General features: G+C 70.2%; 16 protein-coding genes. 2 read left to right on the forward strand and 14 right to left on the reverse strand.

Annotated elements, in window-relative coordinates; genetic code table 11:
* Positions 1-82: 82 nt before the first annotated feature.
* From AB0D18_RS03500 to AB0D18_RS03515, 4 genes are read right to left on the reverse strand one after another with little or no spacing between them, the layout of a single operon-like run.
* Positions 83-1,198, reverse strand: a complete 1,116-nt coding sequence (locus AB0D18_RS03500; RefSeq protein WP_362411935.1) for an ABC transporter ATP-binding protein — start codon at positions 1,196-1,198, stop codon at positions 83-85.
* Positions 1,195-2,055 carry an ABC transporter permease subunit gene (locus AB0D18_RS03505; RefSeq protein WP_362411938.1) on the reverse strand — a complete coding sequence of 287 codons (861 nt, stop codon included), beginning with the start codon at positions 2,053-2,055 and terminating at the stop codon, positions 1,195-1,197. The genes AB0D18_RS03500 and AB0D18_RS03505 overlap by 4 nt, the downstream gene beginning before the upstream one ends.
* Entirely contained in the window at positions 2,043-2,960 is a 918-nt protein-coding gene (locus AB0D18_RS03510; RefSeq protein ID WP_362411941.1) for an ABC transporter permease, read from the reverse strand. The genes AB0D18_RS03505 and AB0D18_RS03510 overlap by 13 nt, the downstream gene beginning before the upstream one ends.
* 2 nt (positions 2,961-2,962) lie before the next feature.
* On the reverse strand, positions 2,963-4,048 hold the full coding sequence (locus AB0D18_RS03515) for an extracellular solute-binding protein (RefSeq protein WP_362412182.1): 1,086 nt from the start codon (positions 4,046-4,048) through the stop codon (positions 2,963-2,965).
* Positions 4,049-4,372: 324 nt separating this feature from the next.
* On the opposite strand from AB0D18_RS03515, the gene AB0D18_RS03520 reads away from it, so the two are divergent.
* On the forward strand, positions 4,373-5,137 hold the full coding sequence (locus AB0D18_RS03520; protein WP_362411944.1) for a GntR family transcriptional regulator: 765 nt from the start codon (positions 4,373-4,375) through the stop codon (positions 5,135-5,137).
* A 33-nt stretch (positions 5,138-5,170) separates the two neighbouring features.
* On the forward strand, positions 5,171-5,803 hold the full coding sequence (locus AB0D18_RS03525) for an HAD family phosphatase (RefSeq protein WP_362411947.1): 633 nt from the start codon (positions 5,171-5,173) through the stop codon (positions 5,801-5,803).
* Between the two features lie 162 nt (positions 5,804-5,965).
* On the opposite strand, the gene AB0D18_RS03530 is transcribed toward AB0D18_RS03525, so the two are convergent.
* The 10 genes from AB0D18_RS03530 to AB0D18_RS03575 all read right to left on the reverse strand — a co-directional run bounded on the left by AB0D18_RS03530 (position 5,966) and on the right by AB0D18_RS03575 (position 18,944).
* The gene (locus AB0D18_RS03530) at positions 5,966-6,247 is read right to left on the reverse strand and encodes an HU family DNA-binding protein (protein ID WP_003954777.1); all 282 of its coding nucleotides are present in this window, start codon (positions 6,245-6,247) and stop codon (positions 5,966-5,968) included.
* Between the two features lie 462 nt (positions 6,248-6,709).
* The gene (locus AB0D18_RS03535; protein ID WP_362411950.1) at positions 6,710-8,149 is read right to left on the reverse strand and encodes an NAD-dependent malic enzyme; all 1,440 of its coding nucleotides are present in this window, start codon (positions 8,147-8,149) and stop codon (positions 6,710-6,712) included.
* 396 nt (positions 8,150-8,545) lie between these two features.
* A complete protein-coding gene (locus AB0D18_RS03540) occupies positions 8,546-10,906 on the reverse strand; it encodes a UvrD-helicase domain-containing protein (protein ID WP_362411953.1) in 2,361 nt (786 codons plus the stop codon).
* 165 nt (positions 10,907-11,071) lie between these two features.
* The gene (locus AB0D18_RS03545; RefSeq protein WP_362411956.1) at positions 11,072-11,857 is read right to left on the reverse strand and encodes a zf-HC2 domain-containing protein; all 786 of its coding nucleotides are present in this window, start codon (positions 11,855-11,857) and stop codon (positions 11,072-11,074) included.
* Positions 11,854-12,444, reverse strand: a complete 591-nt coding sequence (locus tag AB0D18_RS03550; protein WP_362411959.1) for a sigma-70 family RNA polymerase sigma factor — start codon at positions 12,442-12,444, stop codon at positions 11,854-11,856. The genes AB0D18_RS03545 and AB0D18_RS03550 overlap by 4 nt, the downstream gene beginning before the upstream one ends.
* A 93-nt stretch (positions 12,445-12,537) precedes the next feature.
* On the reverse strand, positions 12,538-13,170 hold the full coding sequence (locus AB0D18_RS03555; protein WP_362411962.1) for an ABATE domain-containing protein: 633 nt from the start codon (positions 13,168-13,170) through the stop codon (positions 12,538-12,540).
* 233 nt (positions 13,171-13,403) lie between these two features.
* Entirely contained in the window at positions 13,404-13,946 is a 543-nt protein-coding gene (locus AB0D18_RS03560) for a GNAT family N-acetyltransferase (RefSeq protein ID WP_362411965.1), read from the reverse strand.
* A gap of 108 nt (positions 13,947-14,054) precedes the next feature.
* The gene (locus tag AB0D18_RS03565; protein ID WP_362411968.1) at positions 14,055-15,899 is read right to left on the reverse strand and encodes an acyltransferase family protein; all 1,845 of its coding nucleotides are present in this window, start codon (positions 15,897-15,899) and stop codon (positions 14,055-14,057) included.
* Positions 15,896-18,022, reverse strand: coding sequence for a glycosyltransferase (locus AB0D18_RS03570; protein WP_362412185.1), 2,127 nt, complete (start codon positions 18,020-18,022; stop codon positions 15,896-15,898). The genes AB0D18_RS03565 and AB0D18_RS03570 overlap by 4 nt, the downstream gene beginning before the upstream one ends.
* A 100-nt stretch (positions 18,023-18,122) precedes the next feature.
* Positions 18,123-18,944, reverse strand: coding sequence for a hypothetical protein (locus tag AB0D18_RS03575; protein ID WP_362411971.1), 822 nt, complete (start codon positions 18,942-18,944; stop codon positions 18,123-18,125).
* Positions 18,945-18,948: the final 4 nt, after the last annotated feature.

Below are 18,948 nucleotides of genomic sequence, written 5' to 3' on the forward strand. Positions count from 1 at the left end.
CCGGCCCGCCCCACCCGGCTCCGCCCACGATCCGGCACCGTACCGGGGGCGTCAACGGGTGTGACGCCTGGACACCAGAGCGTTACTTCCCGGCCGTGACCTCGACCTTCACTCCTGCCCCCGACGCACCATCCGTGCCCGGCGAACGCTCCGCCACCAGTACCGGGTTCTCGTGCGGCGTCACCACGCACCGGGCACCCACGCCCAGCCCCGACGCCTCCCAACTCGGCAGGTCCACCTTGAAGTTGAGGCCGGATTCGGTGTGCAGCAGCAGTCGGGTCGTGGCTCCCAGGAAGGTCGCCACCTTGACGGTCGCCGCCACTCCGGGAGCGCCGTCCGTGCCCTCGGCCCGTACGGAGAAGCCTTCCGGCCGCAGCAGTACGTCGATCTCGGCACCCGCCCCGGGGGACTCCCCGTGCACCGGCAGCCGGCGCCCGAAGAGCTCGACGACCCCGCCCTCGCACACGACGCCCGGCACCCTGTTCATCGTGCCGACGAACTCGGCGACGAAGGGCGTCGCGGGCCGCTCGTACAACTCCGCGGGCGCGGCGCACTGTTCGAGCCGGCCGTCCTTCATCACGGCGACCCGGTCGGCCATCGAGAGGGCCTCCTCCTGGTCGTGCGTGACGAAGACCGTCGTGATGCCCAGCTCCAGCTGGATCCGCCGGATCTCCTCGCGCAGCGTGAGCCGCACCTTGGCGTCGAGGGCGGAGAGGGGCTCGTCGAGGAGCAGCACCTTGGGCTTGATGGCGAGCGCCCGCGCCAGTGCGACGCGCTGCTGCTGGCCGCCGGACAGCTGGTGCGGATAGTGGCCCTCGCGGCCGGGCAGTCCGACCAGTTCCATCAACTCCCGTGCCCGCTCCTCCCGTTCGGACGAGGAGACGCCCCGCACCCGCAGTCCGTACGCCACGTTCTGCGCGGCGGTCATGTTCGGGAAGAGGCTGTAGGACTGAAAGACCATGCCGATGTCGCGGCGGTTCGCGGGCACCGAGGTGACGTCCTCGCCGCCCATCAACAGCTCGCCTCCGTCGGCGGTTTCGAAGCCCGCGATGATCCGCAGCGCGGTGGTCTTCCCGCACCCGGAGGGGCCGAGCAGTGCCACCATCTCTCCGGCCGCTATGCCCAGGTCGAGCCCGTCGAGAGCGACGGTCGACCCGAACTCCCTTCGCAGACCCCGCAGTTGTACGGCAACACTCATCGTTCGGCCTTCTTCGAAGATTCATGGTCACGGGCGGCAGCAGAGGTCCGGGTGCGCCCCCCGGCCAGGGTGGTGAGCAGGAGCAGCAGCCCCCAGGTGATCAGCAGGCTCAACATCGAGGCGGCGGCGGACAGTTGGGGTTCGGCGTCGCCGACCTCGACCATCCACACCGCGAACGGAGCGAAGCCGAGCACCGACGCCACGGTGTACTCGCCGAGGACCATCGCCAGGCTGAGCACCGCCCCGCCGACCACCGCGGAACGCAGGTTGGGCACGACGACCCGCAGCAGCGTCTGGGTGCGCGAGGCGCCCAGACTGCGGGACGCCTCGACGAGCGTACGAAGGTCCACGGCGCGCAGGCCCGCATCCAGCGACCGGTGCAGGAACGGCAGCGACATCACCGTGTAGACCAGCACCAGGACCAGCGGGAAGTCCTTGTTCAGCAGCGCCTGGAAGGTCCCGTACAGCGGGGTCGCCGCCAGGTCCTGCTGCCAGGACAGCACCGTGCTGACGCCCGCGACGAGCGCGATCGGCGGCACGACGAGCGGCATCATCGACAGTACCGACACGACGCCACGCAGCTTCGGGAAGTACAGCGCGACGGCCACCGAGGTCGGCACCATCAGCAGCAGCCCGAGGACGACCGTGGCAAGACCGATCGTCACGGACAGCAGCAGGCTGCTGCCCATGCCCTCCGAGGTGAGCCCCCGCGTGTACGCGTCGAAGCTGATCCCGCCGCCGCTGTCGAGCGTGTACCAGAGCGCGGCCCCGATCGGTACGAGGAAGTAGAGCGCGGCCACCGACAGCACGGGACCGCGCGACGTCAGACCCGTACGGGTGGCGGTCATCCGAGCCATCGTGCACTCCTGCGCTGAAGCGGAATCTGGACGGCCATCACCACAAGGGCGATCACGACCATGTTGAGGCTCATCGCGAGCGCCAGGTTCTCCTGCCCGACGAGCACATTGCCGTTGAGCGCGTTCGAGATCTGGAGGGTGATCAGCAGCACCGAACTGCCGGTCATCACCGCTGCGGTGGCATGCGAGGCGAAGGCGGTGCCGAACATCAGCACTGCTCCCCCGAGCAGCGCCGGAGTGAGAACCGGAATCCCGATGTGGCGCCAGAACTGGCCCCGCGTCGCCCCGCAGGAAGCGGCCGCCTCCTGCCACTGCACCCGCAGCCCGTCGAGCGCGGGCAGCACGGTGACCACCATCAGCGGCACCATGAAGTACAGGTAGGCGAGGACGAGCCCGGTGAAGCTGTACAGGCTGAAGCCCGTCGACTGGAGCGAGAGCAGCTTGGTCAGCGTGCCCGTCGTACCGAGCGTGGCGATGAACGCGAAGGCGAGCGGCGCCCCGCTGAAGTTGGCGAGCACACCGGACGCGGAGACGACCAGCTTGCGCAGCGCGGGCCGCTTCGAGGTGACGACGGCCTGCGCGAGCAGCGCCCCGAAGACGGTCGCGAGCAGCGCGCTGAACAGCGACAGCTTGACGCTGCCGACCAGCCCGGTCGCGTACGCCCCGGACAGCGAGCCGCTCACATTGGTGAGGCTGTAGATGCTCTCGCCGCTGACCGGGTCGGTCACGACGAACGCGTTGTACGCCATGGTCCCGGCCGGCAGGCCGAAGCACACGGCCAGGAAGAGGAAGTACGGGACGACCGCGGGCCACCGGTGGCGCCGGGTACCGCGCCGCCCGCCGCCCCGGGGGCGTACCGCGGCGGGAGCGACGGGGCCGACGGGCGTGAGGACTTGTTCGGCCATGCTCAGCTGACCGCCTTGCCCCAGCCCTGGACGACGGCCTCCTTGGCCTTCGCCTCCTGCTGCGGCGTCACGGTCTTCGGGGTGCCGGAGACCTTCGGGATCTTGGCGGCGGCCGCCTTGTCGGCGGTGCCGTCCTTGACCATGACCTCCAGCATCGCGGGCCGGGAGAAGCCCTTGAGCCAGATGTTCTGGCCCTCCTGGCTGTAGACGAACTCCAGCCACAGGCGGGCGGCGGCCGGGTGCGGGGCGTTCTTGTTGACGCCCTGGTTGTAGTAGTTCGAGTACTGGCCGTCGGAGGGGACGGTGACCTTCCAGTCGACGCCCTTCGCCTTGAGCTTCTCCCCGTAGCCCAGGTTGAGGTAGTCCCAGTCGATCGAGATCGGCGTCTCGCCCTTCTCGATGGTGGCCAGCGTGGACTCGGCGGGCACGTAGTTGCCCTTCTGCTTCAGCTGCTTGAAGAAGTCGAGTCCCGGCTGGATGTCGTCGAGGGAGCCGCCGTTGGACAGGGAGGCGGCGAAGACGGTGGCGAGTGCGGAGCTGGACTCGGCCGGGTTGCCGTTCAGGGCGACCTTGTTCTTGTACGCCGGATCCAGGAGGTCCTTGAAGGTCTTCGGGCACTTGGCGACGGCCTTCGCATCGCAGCCGATCGAGACGTACCCGCCGTAGTTGTTCAGGTACGAGCCGTCGCTCTGCTTCTGCGTGGCGGGTATCGCGTCCCAGCCGGTGACCTTGTACGGGGCGAGCAGCTTCTGCGCCTTCGCGCTCTGCATGTACGCGGTGCCCAGGTCCAGCGCGTCGACGGCGCGGTCCTGGCCCTTGCGCTTGGCGGCCGCGTTGAGGGCCTGCTGACTGCTGCCGCCGGGGTTCTCGTTGTTGACCTTGATGCCGGGGTAGCGCTTCTGGAAGGCCGCGATCATCTGGCCGTAGTTGGCCCAGTCCGGGGCGAGCGCGTACACGTTCAGCTCGCCCTCCTTCTTCGCGGCCGCGACGAGCTTGTCCATCCCGCCGAGGTCCGCCGCCGACGTCGCCTGCGCGGCCTTGCTCGCGGCGGCGACCGACTCGGGCGCCGACCCGCAGCCGGTGGCCAGCGCGGCGGTCGCGACGGCCGCGGTCGCGAAGAGAAGGGAACGGCTCGGTCGGAGGGAACTCGGACGAGCTGGATGCACGGTGTACTCCTGTGTCGTCGGCCGGCCCACCTGTCTGGACAAGCCATCAGTCAGTAAGCCAGCGGAATCTAACAGCACGAGCACCCCGAATCCAACCTTCCGGAACAATAAAACCGCAGGTCAAAAGCGTTATCAGGAAGGTGGTTTAGGGGTTGGGGAAGTGGTGAGAAGTAGAGCTCGGCAGCCACCTTGGTGCGCGCTGCTGTGCACAGGTGTCATCATCGTCACTCACCGAAGAGGAGCGATGTGAACCAGCCGCAGCACCCCCCGAACCGACGGCACCAGCAGATCACCGCCGCGCTGCGCGAGGCCATCGCCGACGGCCGGTACCCGGTCGGCTCCACCCTCCCCTCGGAGTCCGAACTGGCCGCCCTGCACGGCGTGTCGCGCGGCACCGTCCGCCACGCCGTCAGCTCCCTGCTCTCCGAGGGCATGGTCGGCTCCCGGCAGGGCGCCCGCAGCGTCGTGCTGTCCACGGCCCCCAGCCAGAGCTTCGGCGAGCTGCGCAGCTTCGCCGAGTGGGCGTGGGCCTCCGGTCACACCCCGGGCGGCCTGGTCCTCTCCTCGGCCCGCGCGGAGGCCGGCCCGCAGGAGGCGGCCCTGCTGCGACTGGCCCCCGGCACCCCCGTCCTGCGCGTACGCCGGCTGCGCACCCTGGACGGCTCCCCCGTACTCCTGGAACGCACCGTGTACGCGGGCTGGGCGGCCGACGCGGTCGAATCACTGCCCGCCGACTGCGAGTCCGTCACCCGCTCGCTCAGGGACGCCACGGGCCTGGTCCTGGCGCACGGCGAGCACCACCTGGACGCGGTCGCCGCGGGCACCGCCGACGCCGCAGACCTCTCGGTCCGCCGCGGCAGCCCGCTGCTGCGCGTGCGCCGCACCACGACCACCGGCGACGGCCGCCCCGTGGAGACCTCGGACGACCGCTACGTACCCGGCTCGGTGGTCTTCACCGTCCGCAATTCCGTCGGCGCCAACCCGCTGGCCCGCACCCAGCCCGACCGCTAGGCCGGCAAGAAACCACCCGCGAGAGGTCCCCGCATGCCCGTCATCGCCCCGCCCGCCGCCCTCCTCTGCGACATGGACGGCACCCTCGTCGACACCGAGCACCAGTGGCTGGAGGTCGTCGCCGCCCTGCTGGCGGAACACGGCGTCGCCCCGACGCCCGAACACCTGGCCCCCTTCGCCGGGGCCGCGATAGCCACCGCGGCGGCCCTCTTCGCGGACACGCACGCAATCACCGGTACGGCGGACCGTCTGGACCGCGAATTCACCGCACTGGTCGCAGCCGGGGTCACCGTCCAGCCCGGCGCACTGCGCCTCCTGGACCGGGCCCGCGAGCTCGGCGTGCCCGTGGCGCTCGTCACGGCGTCCGAGCGCAAGGTCGCCGACCTGGTCCTGAAGGGCCTGGGCGTCGACCGTTTCGCCACCTCGGTCGCGCAGGGCGACACGGAGCGCGGCAAGCCCCACCCGGACCCGTATCTGGCCGCCGCGAGGGCGATCGGCGTGGACCCGGCGGACTGCCTGGCCGTGGAGGACACCCCGACGGGCGCGGCGGCGGCGCTGGCGGCGGGCTGCCGCCTCCTGGCCGTCCCTTCGGTGCCCGGCATCGACGCGGGCCCCAGGACGGTCCTGGTGGCGTCCCTGGAGGACGTGGAGCTGGACGGGCACTGAGCCCGCGGAAAGGCCCCCGTACGTCCCGCGGAACGGCCCGCGTACGTACGGAAATCCCGTGCCCCCGTACGTACGAAAACCCCCCGGGCATGCCGAAGGGGGCGCCCGTCCGGCGTATTCCGGACGGCCGCCCCCTTCGGTTCTGCTTGACGCCAGGGGGTGTTACTTACCCTTGGCGGCTTCCTTGAGCTTGGAGCCCGCGGAGACCTTCACGCTGTAGCCGGCCGGGATCTGGATCGGGTCGCCGGTCTGCGGGTTGCGCGCGGTACGAGCGGCACGGTGGGTGCGCTCGAAGGTCAGGAAGCCGGGGATGGTGACCTTCTCGTCGCCCTTGGCGACGATCTCGCCGACGGTCTCGGCGAGCGCGGCCAGCACGGCGTCGGCGTCCTTGCGAGTGACCTCGGCACGGTCGGCCAGGGCGGCCACCAGCTCACTGCGGTTCATGTTGTTACTCCCGTGTTCTTCTTGCCTGTGAGGCGTGCCACGCGGCGGAGCCGCATGATGGGTACAGCTCTAACCGATGCTGCCAGGGCCTTCGGACAGTCCCCGGACCCGGGTCTGTTGTCCAGACCCTCGCGCCCGATTACGCATCCTGCCCCCACCAGCGGCGGGAAAGCCAATCCGGCACCCGTCGGAGTCACACGAAGAGCGCCACTGCCTCGCTGTGGTGACGCTCCGTCGACTCACTGGAGCGGACTGCTTACGGGCCGCAGCGTTCAGCCAGGGAACGCTGCGTGCATTGCCCGCCACCCTAGAGGTGCCCCGGATACGCCGCGACCCACGACGCGCCGCGTGTCAGGCGGACGTGGGACCCGTCACAGTCGCGCCGGCCGCCCCAGAGCCTTGACGGCGGATCCTGCCGCGGTTGCGTGCCCTGGCACGCCCAGCCGAACCGAGCAGACAAGGTCACTCCTGCGCGGCCTGATCCGCCGTCAAGGCCTTGGCAGCAGTGCGGACAGCGCCTGCGACGGCGCCCGCGACCTTGTCGTTGAAGACCGACGGAATGATGTAGTTCGGGTTCAGTTCGTCCTCGGTGACGACGTCCGCCAGCGCGCTCGCCGCCGCCAGCATCATCTCCGTGTTGACGGTCCTGGACTGCGCGTCCAGGAGGCCGCGGAAGACGCCGGGGAAGACCAGCACGTTGTTGATCTGGTTCGGGAAGTCCGAGCGGCCGGTGGCCACAACTGCCGCCGTCTGACGGGCGATTGCGGGCTCGACCTCGGGGTCGGGGTTCGCGAGCGCGAAGACGATCGAGCCCTCCGCCATGGCGGCCACGTCGTCCCCGTTGAGGACGTTGGGGGCCGACACGCCGATGAAGACGTCGGCGCCGACGACGGCCTCCTTGAGGGTGCCCGTCACCCCTTCGGGGTTGGTGTTGTCGGCGATCCAGCGCAGCGCGGTGCCGCCGGCACCGGGAGCGTCGGCGGAGACCAGGTCCTCGCGGCCGGCGTGCACCACACCGTGGATGTCGGCGACGACGGCGTGCTTGACGCCCGCCGCGATGAGCAGCTTCAGGATCGCCGTACCGGCCGCGCCCGCACCCGACATGACGACGCGTACGTCACCGATGGACTTGCCGACCACCCGCAGCGCGTTCGTGAGTGAGGCGAGCACCACAATGGCGGTGCCGTGCTGGTCGTCGTGGAAGACCGGGATGTCCAGTGCCTCGCGCAGCCGGGCCTCGATCTCGAAGCAGCGCGGCGCGGAGATGTCTTCGAGGTTGATGCCCGCGAAGCCGGGGGCGATGGCCTTGACGATCTCGACGATGGCGTCGGTGTCCTGCGTGTCGAGGCAGATCGGCCAGGCGTCGATGTCGGCGAACCGCTTGAACAGTGCCGCCTTGCCCTCCATGACCGGCATGGCCGCCATCGGGCCGATGTTGCCCAGGCCCAGCACGGCGGAGCCGTCGGTGACGACCGCGACGGTGTTGCGCTTGATGGTGAGGCGGCGTGCGTCCTCGGGGTTCTCGGCGATGGCCATGCAGACGCGGGCGACACCCGGCGTGTAGATCATCGAGAGGTCGTCACGGTTGCGGATGGGGTGCTTCGACCGCATCTCGATCTTGCCGCCGAGGTGCATCAGGAACGTACGGTCGGAGACCTTCCCGAGCACGACGCCGTCGACTCCGCGCAGCTTCTCGACGATCTCGTCGGCGTGCGACGTCGAAGAAGCGGCGATCGTGACGTCGATCCGCAGCCTCTCGTGGCCGGATGCGGTGACGTCGAGGCCGGTCACGGAGCCGCCGGAGGCTTCGACGGCCGAAGTGAGCTGGCTGACCGATGTCCCGCTCGCGGGGACCTCCAGTCGGACCGTCATCGAGTACGAGACGCTGGGCGCCGTTGCCATGGCCGACTTCCTCTGCTTTCCCTAGCTTCATTGCTGCGCCGATCCGGCCGGAAGCCGTAGGACGCAGTCCGATCGTCGCACCTACCAGCGAGTAGCGGGTAATGAGTGCTCCGGTTTCGGAAACAGTTTTCCACCATACGAGAAACACCCGTCTCGGCGGAAGCCCCAGGCCGAATCGGTGGAAACACCAAAACGAAGAGGTCCGGAGCGCTCTGGGAGCGCTCCGGACCTCTTCTTCAACGACTGAGTGACACCGACCCGCCATGCTCGCCTCGCGGCAAGTGGTCGCTCGAAGCGACTAAGGTTGGGCCCGGGGGCTTGGATCGAGCCGGTGTCACATTCGAGACTAACAAACGCTCCCGGGAAGTGATTCCCTTGTGGCGGGTTGACTCCAAATCAATCCCGCAGCAGTGCCGGAACCCCGTCCGCGTCAGGGGCGTCCCGCTTCCCCGACACCACGGTGAGCTGCTGCGTCGCACGCGTCAGCGCCACGTACAGCACCCGCAGCCCGGCCGGGGACTCCTCCGCGATCTCCGCGGGGGACACCACCACCGTCGCGTCGTACTCCAGCCCCTTGGCCTCCAGGCTGCCCAGCGCGACCACCCGGTCGCCGAGCTCGGCGAGCCAACGCCGGGCCTGCGCACGCCGGTTCATGGCGACGACGACGCCGACGGTGCCGTCCACCTGCTCCAGCAGGCGGCGCGCCTCGTCCCGTACGGAAGCCTCCAGATCGTCCTGTCCCGGCACGAACCTCGGCACTACGCCCGTCGAGCGCACCGCGCGCGGGGAGCGCATGCCGGGCGCGGCGAGGGCCAGCACCTTCGCGGCCAGTTCGGCGATCTCCGCCGGGTTGCGGTAGTTCACCGTCAGCTCGAACTTACGGCGCGGACGCGAGCCCAGCGCCTCGTCGCGCGCCTGGGCGGCCTCCTCCGGGTCGGTCCAGGAGGACTGGGCGGCGTCGCCGACGATCGTCCAGGTCGCGGTGCGGCCGCGCCTGCCGACCATCCGCCACTGCATCGGCGTGAGGTCCTGTGCCTCGTCGACGATGACGTGCGCGTACTCGGTGCGCTCCGCCGCCAGCCGCTCGGCGCGCTCCCACTGGGTCTCCTCGCGGTGCGGCATCAGCTCTTCGAGTCCGGTCAGCGCGTCCAGCGGGTCGTACTCGCGCTTCTTCTTGGGCTTCGCGGGCGTGCCCAGGAGGAGCTGGAGCTCGTCGAGGAGGGCCACGTCGTGCACGGACAGCTCGTCGCGGCGCAGCGAGCGGGCCAACTGGCGGACCTCGCGCGGGTTGAGGATGCGGCGGGCCCACCGGGCCAGGCGCTTCTCGTCGGACATGGCGGCGAGCACCCCGCGGGGGGTGAGTTCCGGCCACCAGGCGTCCAGGAAGGCCAGAAAGGAGTCCTCGGACGACACGTCGTCGTCGAAGGAGGAGCGCAGCTCGGCGGCGAGCTCCGGGTCGGTGTGCCGGCCCCGGCCGCCCGACTTGGACCAGAGGGCGTCCAGGAGGAGCTTGCGGGCGCGCGGACGCAGCAGGTTGACGGGGGCGGTGCCGCCGAGGACGTTGTTGCGGATCCGCTGGAGGTCGCCGGCCTCCAGCTCCAGGCGGGAGCCGAAGACGACGACGCGCAGGAGGTCGGTCCGTACGGCGGGCGCCGCCTCTTCGTCCTCCTGGTCGTCGAAGTCGCCGAAGGAGAGCTGCCCCTCCGCTTCCGGGACTTCCGCGGTCACAGGGGCCTCCAGGGCCCCGCGTGCCACCTTCTGCAACAGCTTCAGCATCCGCGAGGAGCCCTTGATGCGGGCGATGCCCGGTTCGTCGTACGTGGTCGCCTCGGCGCCGTCGACGAGCGAGCCGAGCGCACGGATCGCCACCTGGCCCTCCTCGCCGAGCGAGGGCAGGACGCCTTCGGTGTACGAGACGAGCAGCGGGGTCGGCGAGACGATCAGGATGCCGCCCGCGTACCGGCGGCGGTCCTGGTAGAGGAGGTACGCGGCGCGGTGCAGGGCGACGGCGGTCTTGCCCGTGCCGGGACCGCCCGCGACCTCCGTGACGGAGGCGGCCGGGGCCCGGATGACCAGGTCCTGCTCCGCCTGGATGGAGGAGACGATGTCGCGCATGGTGTGGCTGCGGGCCTGCCCGAGGGCGGCCATCAGCGCACCGTCCCCGATCACGGCCAGCTTCTCGCCGCCGAGGTGGGCGGTCAGCTCAGGCCGCATCAGGTCGTCCTCGACGCCGAGGACCTGGCGGCCCTTGGACCGGACGACCCGGCGGCGTACGACCCGGCCCGGGTCCTTGGGTGTGGAGCGGTAGAACGGCGCGGCGGCGGGCGCCCTCCAGTCGATCACCAGCGGCGCGTAGTCGGAGTCGAGGACTCCGATACGCCCGATGTGGAGCGTTTCGCCGATCTCGGCGGTGAGATCGTCGCGCACGGCGTCGTCGGCGGGCTCGATCGACGTGAACGCGCCGTCCGGGCCCTTCTTGCCGTCCTTGCCGTGCAGCAGGTCGATCCGGCCGAAGAGGAAGTCCTCGAACTCGTTGTTGAGACGGTTGAGGTGCACCCCCGCCCGGAAGACCTGCGCGTCGCGCTCGGCGAGTGCGCCGGGCGTGCCGACCTGACCCCGCTGAGCGGCGTCGTTCATCAGGAACTCAGCCTCGTGGATCTTCTCCTCAAGACGGCGGTACACCTGATCCAGATGATCCTGTTCCACGCCGATTTCTCGGTCGCGGACCGAATCGACAGCGGCATCCTGCGCGGCCACCGAGGCCCCCTTCTGACGTGCACTGGGCAGCCGTCAACCGTACGCGAAGGGGACCGTTATGTCAGGCGTCGACTTTTCATAAGCCGGGGGTCGCTGGGCGGGCCGCTCGGCGACTTGCCCGGCGACCCGCTCGGCACGTAGCCGGGTGGGTCGCTGGGCGGGGCGCTAGGCGTCGACCTTCACGAGCCGTTTGCCGTCGAAGGTGCGGACCTCGAAGTGGTCGATGTCGTTGCGGGCCATGGCCGCGCCCCCGTGGACGTACAGCGGGCTCTTGGCGCTCTTCTGCGGGCTGTCCGCAATTCCGTACCCCCACTTGGGGACGGTCCAGCTGGACACGACCTCCTCCTCGCCCTTCTTCGAGACGGCGATCAGGCTGCACTTGAGGGGGCCCTTGACGTTCTTGAGCTCCAGGACGGTGTGGGTGCCCCAGGCCTTCTTCTCGGTGCCGACGACCGCGCTGACCCGGGTGACCGGGTCGGTGGCCTCCCGCTTCTCCTCCATGTGGTGGAAGAAGGCGTCCTCGGCGGGGCTGGTGGGATGCGGGTCGGGGAGGGCCCGCACGGGCTCCGGGCGGTCGTTGACCGCCGCCACGACGGCCGCGCCCGAGCCGCCGATCACCACCGCGGCGGCGGCCGCCGCCAGGTACAGGCCGCGGCGTTTGCGGCGGGCGCGCAGGTCCCGCTGGGCGCCGACCTCGTCGAGAAGCCCTGCGAGGAGAACGGGGCTGGGGGGCGTCAACTGCCTTGGCGGGCCCGGTGGTTCGGCGAGTGCGGCCAGCATCGGTTCCAGGCCGGCGAGGTCGTCGAGCTGGGCTGCGCAGAAGTCGCAGCCGGCCAGGTGCGCCTCGAAGGCGGTGGTCTCGGCCTCGTCCAGAATGCCGAGGGAGTAGGCGGCGACGGCGTCGTGGACGGACTCGTTCCCCTGTGCACTGCCCCTCTCCTGTGCGCTCATGCCGTCACTCCTCGTTCCTCAAGGGCCAGCTTCATCGAGCGGAGCGCGTAGAAGACCCGGGACCTGACGGTCCCGCTGGGTACGCCGAGCACCTCCGCCGCCTCACCGACCGTACGTCCCTTGAAGTAGGTCTCGACGAGCGCTTCCCGGTGGGCGGGCGTCAGGTCGTCGAGTGCATCGCTGAGCGTCATCAGCCACAACGCCTTGTCGATCTCGTCCTCCGCGGGCATGACCTCCAGCGGTGACGGATCGACCTCCACCGGCCGGGCCTGCCGGCTGCGGTGGTTGTCGATGACGATCCTGCGTGCGACCGTCACCAGCCAGGGGCGGACAGAGCCGGTCGCCCGGTTGAGCCGGCCGGCGTTCTTCCAGGCACGGATGAGCGTCTCCTGTACGACGTCCTCGGCACGCTGGCGGTCACCGGCGACGAGACGCAGCACGAAGGCGAGCAGCGGACCGGCATGTTCGCGGTAGAGCGAGCGCATCAACTCCTCTTCGGGAAGAGGTGAGTCGATGTCCCGCTCCGTGCTGCGATGCCGTGCCCGGCGCTGCGGACGGTCATCGGCCACGGCGGCATCCTCGCGCACCTGAACCTCCCGGTCGAGACCCTCTCGGATTACCTCGACCTGGAGTACGGGCGGGTGGGTGCGTCCGACTCAAAGGGGGCGCAAGATCTTTCGTCAGTCCGGATACGCCTGGGCGGCGACGGCGGCACGGCGGCGGTGGCGGGCCACGCGCTCCCGGTTGCCGCAGACCTCGCTGGAGCACCAGCGGCGGCGGCGCCCGCGGGACGTATCGAGGTACAGGCGGCGGCAGTTGTCACCCTCGCAGCGGCGCAGGGCGGCGCGGGCGACGGGATCGGTGAGCAGGCCGACGGCGTCCCGGGCGACGGCGGCGAGAAGCTGTTCGCAGCGGGGCTCGGAGGCGAGGACGTACGCAAGCGAACCGTCCGGGACGCGGACGGCGCGCGGCGCGGGAGGAGGCCCGGCGGCAAGGGAGTTGACGGGTTCGAGGGCGGCGTCGGAGCAGCCACCCTCGACCACCTCTCCGATGAGTGCGCGGAGTTGCCGGAAGGCCTGCACCCAGTCGGCGCCCATCCCATCGAGGGGGGTACCGGCGGGGACCAGCCGGGCACCGAGCAGCCAGGCGGCCAACTCACTGGGCCCGCACAGCAGTTCCTCACCTTTCACACGGGTCGCGAGGAGGTCGAGGCAGACCCGCCCGGAGTCGAACCACCAGGACGGAGAGCCCGTACCCGTACCTATACCTGTACTCGCACCTGTGCCTGTGCTGCCCACGTCGCCCGAGCCCATGCCGATGTCCTCCGGGACCGCCGGTGGTCGCCGCCTCTTTTCCAGCTACCGCTGCCTTCAGAGTGCCTGCCACCGCCCCGCACCGGAACCCCCGGTACCGGGTCCTTGCCTTGGACCAATGCGGGTGCGTTGCGCTGGTGATGGGCGTCGTACGGGTGCGTCGTGGCTGGTCGCGCCCACACGGCGGAGCCGCATATCAACACAGCCTCGCGCCCCTAAAAGCCTGCCACCAGCTACCCCACCCCCTCCCCCTCGTAAAGCACGCGCTGAAAGACCCGGTGGTCCCGCCAAGCCCCGTCGATGTGGAGATAGCGCCCCGCCACCCCGATCTCCTCGAATCCGCACTTCGCCAGCACCCGCTGCGATCCCGTGTTCGCGAGCATCGTCGCCGCCTCCACCCGGTGCAGCCCCGTCTCGTCCCGCGCCGCCTCGCAGACCCGCCGTACGGCAGCGGTGGCGAGTCCCCGGCCCACGTACGACACGTCGACCCAGTAGCCCAGGCTCGCGCTGCGGAACGGGCCGAGCACGACGTTCGTCAGGTTGAACGTGCCGATCACCTGCTCGCCGTCCGCCAGCACCCACGCCACCGCCCGCCCCGCGTCCCGGTCCGCGCACAGGGCCCCGAGCCGTTCCGCCTGGCCCTCCGCCGTGAAGAACGACTCGGGCCTGCGCGGCTCCCAGGGCCGCAGATGCTCTCGGTTGCGCCGGTACGCCGCCGCCAGCGCATCGGCGTCGGTCAGGGCCGCGGGGCGCAGTTCAATGCCGTCGGAGATCATCTCCGTACCGTACGAGCACAGGCGCCCGGACACGCGAACGCCCGCCCGCCCCCGGAAGGGGACGGACGGGCGCAGGCGGCCGCAGGAGGCCCCAGGAGGCACGGGCAGCTACTGCTTCTGTTTCTTCTTCGCACCGTTCGGCCAGAGCCTCGGCTTCCGTTTCGCCGCGACGTCCTCCGCCCAGCCGAACGAGGCGATCGCCACCGCGATCAGCGGCCACGCGAGGACGAACATCAGCACCTGGTAGAGATTCCCGAGATACGGGCTGATCAACTCGCTGATCCCGAACGGAAGCTCCCACATCCGGTCGATGACCGGGATGGCGAGCATGATCGCCATCTCGTGCCAGAGGTAGATCGTCACGGCCCGGTTGTTGGCCAGGGTGATGGGGGTGTCGAACCCCTTGAGCTTGTCCGGGAGTTCCTGCCAGGACGGCGAGTAGTGCAGCAGGATCGCGCAGAAGCCGAGCGACCACAGGGCGTTGGCCACCGCGATCTCGTCGAAGTTCCAGGGCACTTCACCGGGGTGCGTCCCCGCCCACCACAATCCCAGGACCATCAGGACCGCCGCGAACGACGGGATCATGTAGGCCTTGAGCTTCTTCAGCGTGCCCTCGTTGTGGGCGAAGCCGAGGATCCAGCAGGAGGCGAAGGTCGAGAAGTCCTTGATCGCATTGCCGGTCTCGCCGGGGATGTCGACCAGTTCCAGACCGATGACGAGGGAGAGGCCGAGCGGCGCCAGCATCGTCACCCACGGCAGCTTCTTGAACGCCTTGAGCATCAGCGGCGACAGCACCACGAACCACAGGTACGCACGGATGTACCAGAGCGGACCCGAGGTCTGCTCCGCCCAGCCGAGGCCCAGCAGACCGCCGTCGGAGCCGACCTCGGCCGGTCCCGTCGGCGCGCCCACCGGCACGAACCACCAGGCGAGCTTGATCCACCACCAGATGATGGAATCGCCGTCCTCGCCGACGGAGGGCTTCCAGCCGCCGTTGAAGACCAGCGCGAGCGTGACGATCGCGAACAGCCACACCGGCACCATCAGTCGCCGTACCCGGCTCTTGATGACGGTGAGGCCGGGCCTGCCGCCGAGCGAGCGCGCCATCAGCGAACCGGCCAGCGCGAACATCACGCCCATGGACGGGAAGACGATGGTCATCCACGCCTGGTTGTAGACGTGGAAGAGCACCACGCGGACGAGCGCGACGGAGCGCAGCAGGTCGAGGTAGCGGTCGCGGCCTGGCTTCTTCGGGGCCGCCTCGGGGGCGTCCTTCTCCGGAGCGCCGACTCCCGGAGCACCGGAATCCGCTTCCGCTGCCAGAGCCGGTTCTGCCGCCTCCGGCCAGGCCGAAGTACTCGGCCCGTACGGGTCGTCCACCGCGCCGCCTGCCTCGGGGCCACGGCCCCAGGCCGGCTGCTGCCGGGTCTGCGCACCGACCGCGGCCCGTGCGAACGCGGGAGTCTCCTCCTGCTGGCCGGCCTGGCCGCCCTGGCCACCCTGACCGGGGTGGGGCGGGAACGCCGTGGTGGCGCTCTCCGCGTAGCCCGGTTCCGCGTAGCCCGATTCCGCGTACGACGGTTGCGCGTAACCGGCGTCCGGGCGTGCGGAAGCCGCCTGCGGGGCGTAGCCGCCCTGCTGCGGGTAACCGCCCTGCGGGCGACGGTTGTTCACCTGCTGCGGCCAGCCACCAACCTGCGGCTGCTGCGGCTGGTTCCCGCCCTGGGGGTACGCCTGGGCCTGGGGGTAGCCGCCCTGCTGCCCCTGACCCTGCCCCTGGCCGTACATGGACGGTCCAGGGTTGTTGCGCACCGTCGGCCACCCGCCGCCGCCCTGCTCGGGCGGGGGCGGCGGCGCCTGACGGCCGCCCAACTGTCGCGGGAAGCCGTCCGCGTCGTACTCCGCGTCGTCGGGAAGACCGTTGCCGTTCGCGCCCGGATAACCGTGGCTCATCCGACCGGCCACCTCTCCTCTTCGCGCCGCTGGCCCGGCAGGGCCCCCGGCGCCTCGACCACACCGGTCCGGCGCAGCTTCTGCCAGCGCAGCCGGCCGCCGGTGAGGGCGGTGATCCAGGACTGGAGCAGGACGACGTACATGATCTGGCGGTACAGGATCTGCTGGAGCGGGAAGGAGATCAGATGCGTCATCTTCTCCTTGTCCAGCCTGAACGCGTAGGCCGCGCAGACCACTTGGAGCATCAGCACACCGATCCACGCGATGACGGTCTTGCCCGTCGGGCCGAAGACCAGGCCGTAGATCAGGAAGATGTCGATCAGCGGGGCGAGCAGCGGGAAGACGATCATGAAGAGCGAGACGATCGGCAGGCCGATGCGGCCGAAGCGGCCCGAGGGACCGCGCTCGATGAACGCGCGGCGGTGCTTCCAGATCGCCTGCATGGTGCCGTACGACCAGCGGTAGCGCTGCGACCACAGCTGCTGCACGGACTCCGGCGCCTCGGTCCAGGCGCGTGCGTCCTCCGCGTAGACGACCTTCCAGCCGTCGCGGTGGAACGCCATGGTGATGTCGGTGTCCTCGGCGAGGGTGTCCTCGCTCATGCCGCCGACCCGGTGCAGCGCGTCCGCGCGGAACGCGCCGATCGCGCCGGGGATGGTCGGCATGATGCCGAGCATGTCGTACAGCCGGCGGTCCAGGTTGAAGCCCATCACGTACTCGATGTGCTGCCAGGCGCCGATCAGGGAGTCGCGGTTGCCGACCTTGGCGTTGCCCGCGACCGCGCCGACGCGCGGGTCGCCGAACGGCTGGACCAGCTCACGCACGGTGGACGGCTCGAAGACGGTGTCGCCGTCCATCATCACGATGATGTCGTAACGGGCGTGCCGGATGCCGTTGTTCAGCGCGGCGGGCTTGCCCGAGTTCTGCTGGCGTACGACACGGACATTGGGCAGCCGCATCTGCTCGACGATGTCGGCGGTGCCGTCGTTCGAGCCGTCGTCGATGACGATGACCTCGATCGGATGGTCGCTGGACATCAGTGAGCGCACGGTGTTGGCGATGCACTCGCGCTCGTTGTACGCGGGGACCAGCACGGTGACCGGCCGGGTGACCTCAGGCCCCCAGCGGAAACCGCGTCTGCGGACCTTGCGGGCGTGCGCGAAGGAAAGGATCAGCATCAGCCCGAAGCGGGCGATGACCAGGGAGCCGACGATCGCGAGACCCCAGGTCAGGGCGTCGGTGATGGCGTCGGAGACGGTGATCGCGGCCAGGAAGGTCTTCGACTTCCACAGCTCGGGGCCCGTCACCGGGGTGTGCGCGGAGGGGGCCCCGAGCCCCTCGGTGAGGGTGGTGAACTTGAAGCCGCGCTTCTGCATGTCCGGCAGGAACTGGTCCAGCGCCTTCAGGGTCCGCGAGCGGTCACCGCCCGAGTCGTGCATCAGGACGACGGTGCCCTTGGTGGTCTTGGGCGTCGCGCGCTTGATGATCTCCTGGACGCTGTGCCCCTCCTTCCAGTCCTCGGAGTCGGTGTCGTTGACGACCGTGAGGTAGCCGAGCTCCCCGACGTGCTTGGCGACCGGCCAGCTGGCGTCGTCGAAGGCGTACGAGAAGGAGGAGTACGGCGGCCGGAACAGCGAGGTGTGCACCCCGGCCGCGCCGGCTATCGCGAGCTGGTTCTGCGAGAACTGCCGGTCGATGCCGTCCTTCGTCTTGAACGAGAGGTCGGGGTGGTTCCAGGTGTGCAGCCCCAGCTCGTGCCCCTCGTCCACGATGCGCTTGACGAGTTCCGGGTAGCGGGTGGCGTTGGAGCCGACGACGAAGAAGACGCCGTGTGCGCCGTACTCCTTCAGCTTGTCCAGCACCTTCGGGGTCCACTCGGGGTCGGGGCCGTCGTCGAAGGTGATGACGACGTGCTTGTCCCGTACGTGCTGGGCCTTGGGCTTCTCCGGGTCCCGGGCGTCGATGACCGGGCCGCCCTTGAGGATCTCCTGCGGCACCGTGGACTGGTCGACGGGTTCGCGGGCGCCCTTGTGGTCGGCCAGGATCTCGTTGTGTACGTAGCCGCGCAGCATCAGCATCGCCATCAGGGCGACGAGTACCAGCGAAGGCAACAGGTAACGCATGGGCAGCCGGCGCCGCCTGGGGCTGCGCTTGCGCGCGGCGGAGCGGCGGGCGCCCGACGAGGAACGCCTGCGGGGGTTGGACATCTACGTGCCGTGCCTTCTACTGGGTCGAGGTCGCGGGGTCCGGAGCGGGGTCGCCGCCGCCGCCGGGAGTGCCACCGGGAGTGCCGCCGGGGGTACCGCCGGGAGTGCCACCGGGCGTGCCGCCGGGGTCGGTGGGGCTGGGGTCCGTGGTGCCGGGGTCGGTGGCGCCGGTCGGGTCGACCGGGGGCTTGCCGCCGGCGTCGCCCGCGTTGACGTTCCCGGTATTCGTGCCGGGGTCGACCGGCGGGGGCTTCTGGCCCGCGGTCGTGTTGCCCGCTGCCGCGTTGCCCGCCGTCTTGCCGGGGTCGACGGGGTCCTTCTTGCCCGACGCCTTCGGGTCCTTCTTGGCGTCGTCCTTCTTGGCGCCGCCCGCGGGGACCTTGCCCGTGCCGGTGGGCTGCTGCCCCTGACCGGCGGGGACGCGATTGCCGGAGACCGGCGGGACATCGTCCGGCTTGGGCACGGTCGGGGAGGGGCTGGGGTCCGACTTGACCTTGTCGGACTTCTCCTCGGCCTTGACGCCTGGGAGGAAGAGGTCAGGGGCCAGGGAATTGCCGCCGATGAGGGAGGCGACGAGCATCGCCGCGTAGCAGGCGCAGACCGCGCCGAGCACCCAGCCGAGTCTGCGGAACTTCCTGCCCCGCCGGCCGCTCTCGTCGACGAACACCGGGCCGTTGCCGCCGTCCGCGGGGAGCTCGGGCAGCGCGGGGCCGGCCTGCTCGCGACGCGCGAACTGCGACCCGACGGAGTCGAGCTGCATCGTCCTGTCGTCGACATCGCGTATCTGGCGTATCTGCCGGGTCTGCCCGGTCTGGGCACCCTTTTTCATGTTGTCCATAGCT

Source organism: Streptomyces sp. NPDC048442, assembly GCF_040651475.1.
Lineage (GTDB): Bacteria > Actinomycetota > Actinomycetes > Streptomycetales > Streptomycetaceae > Streptomyces.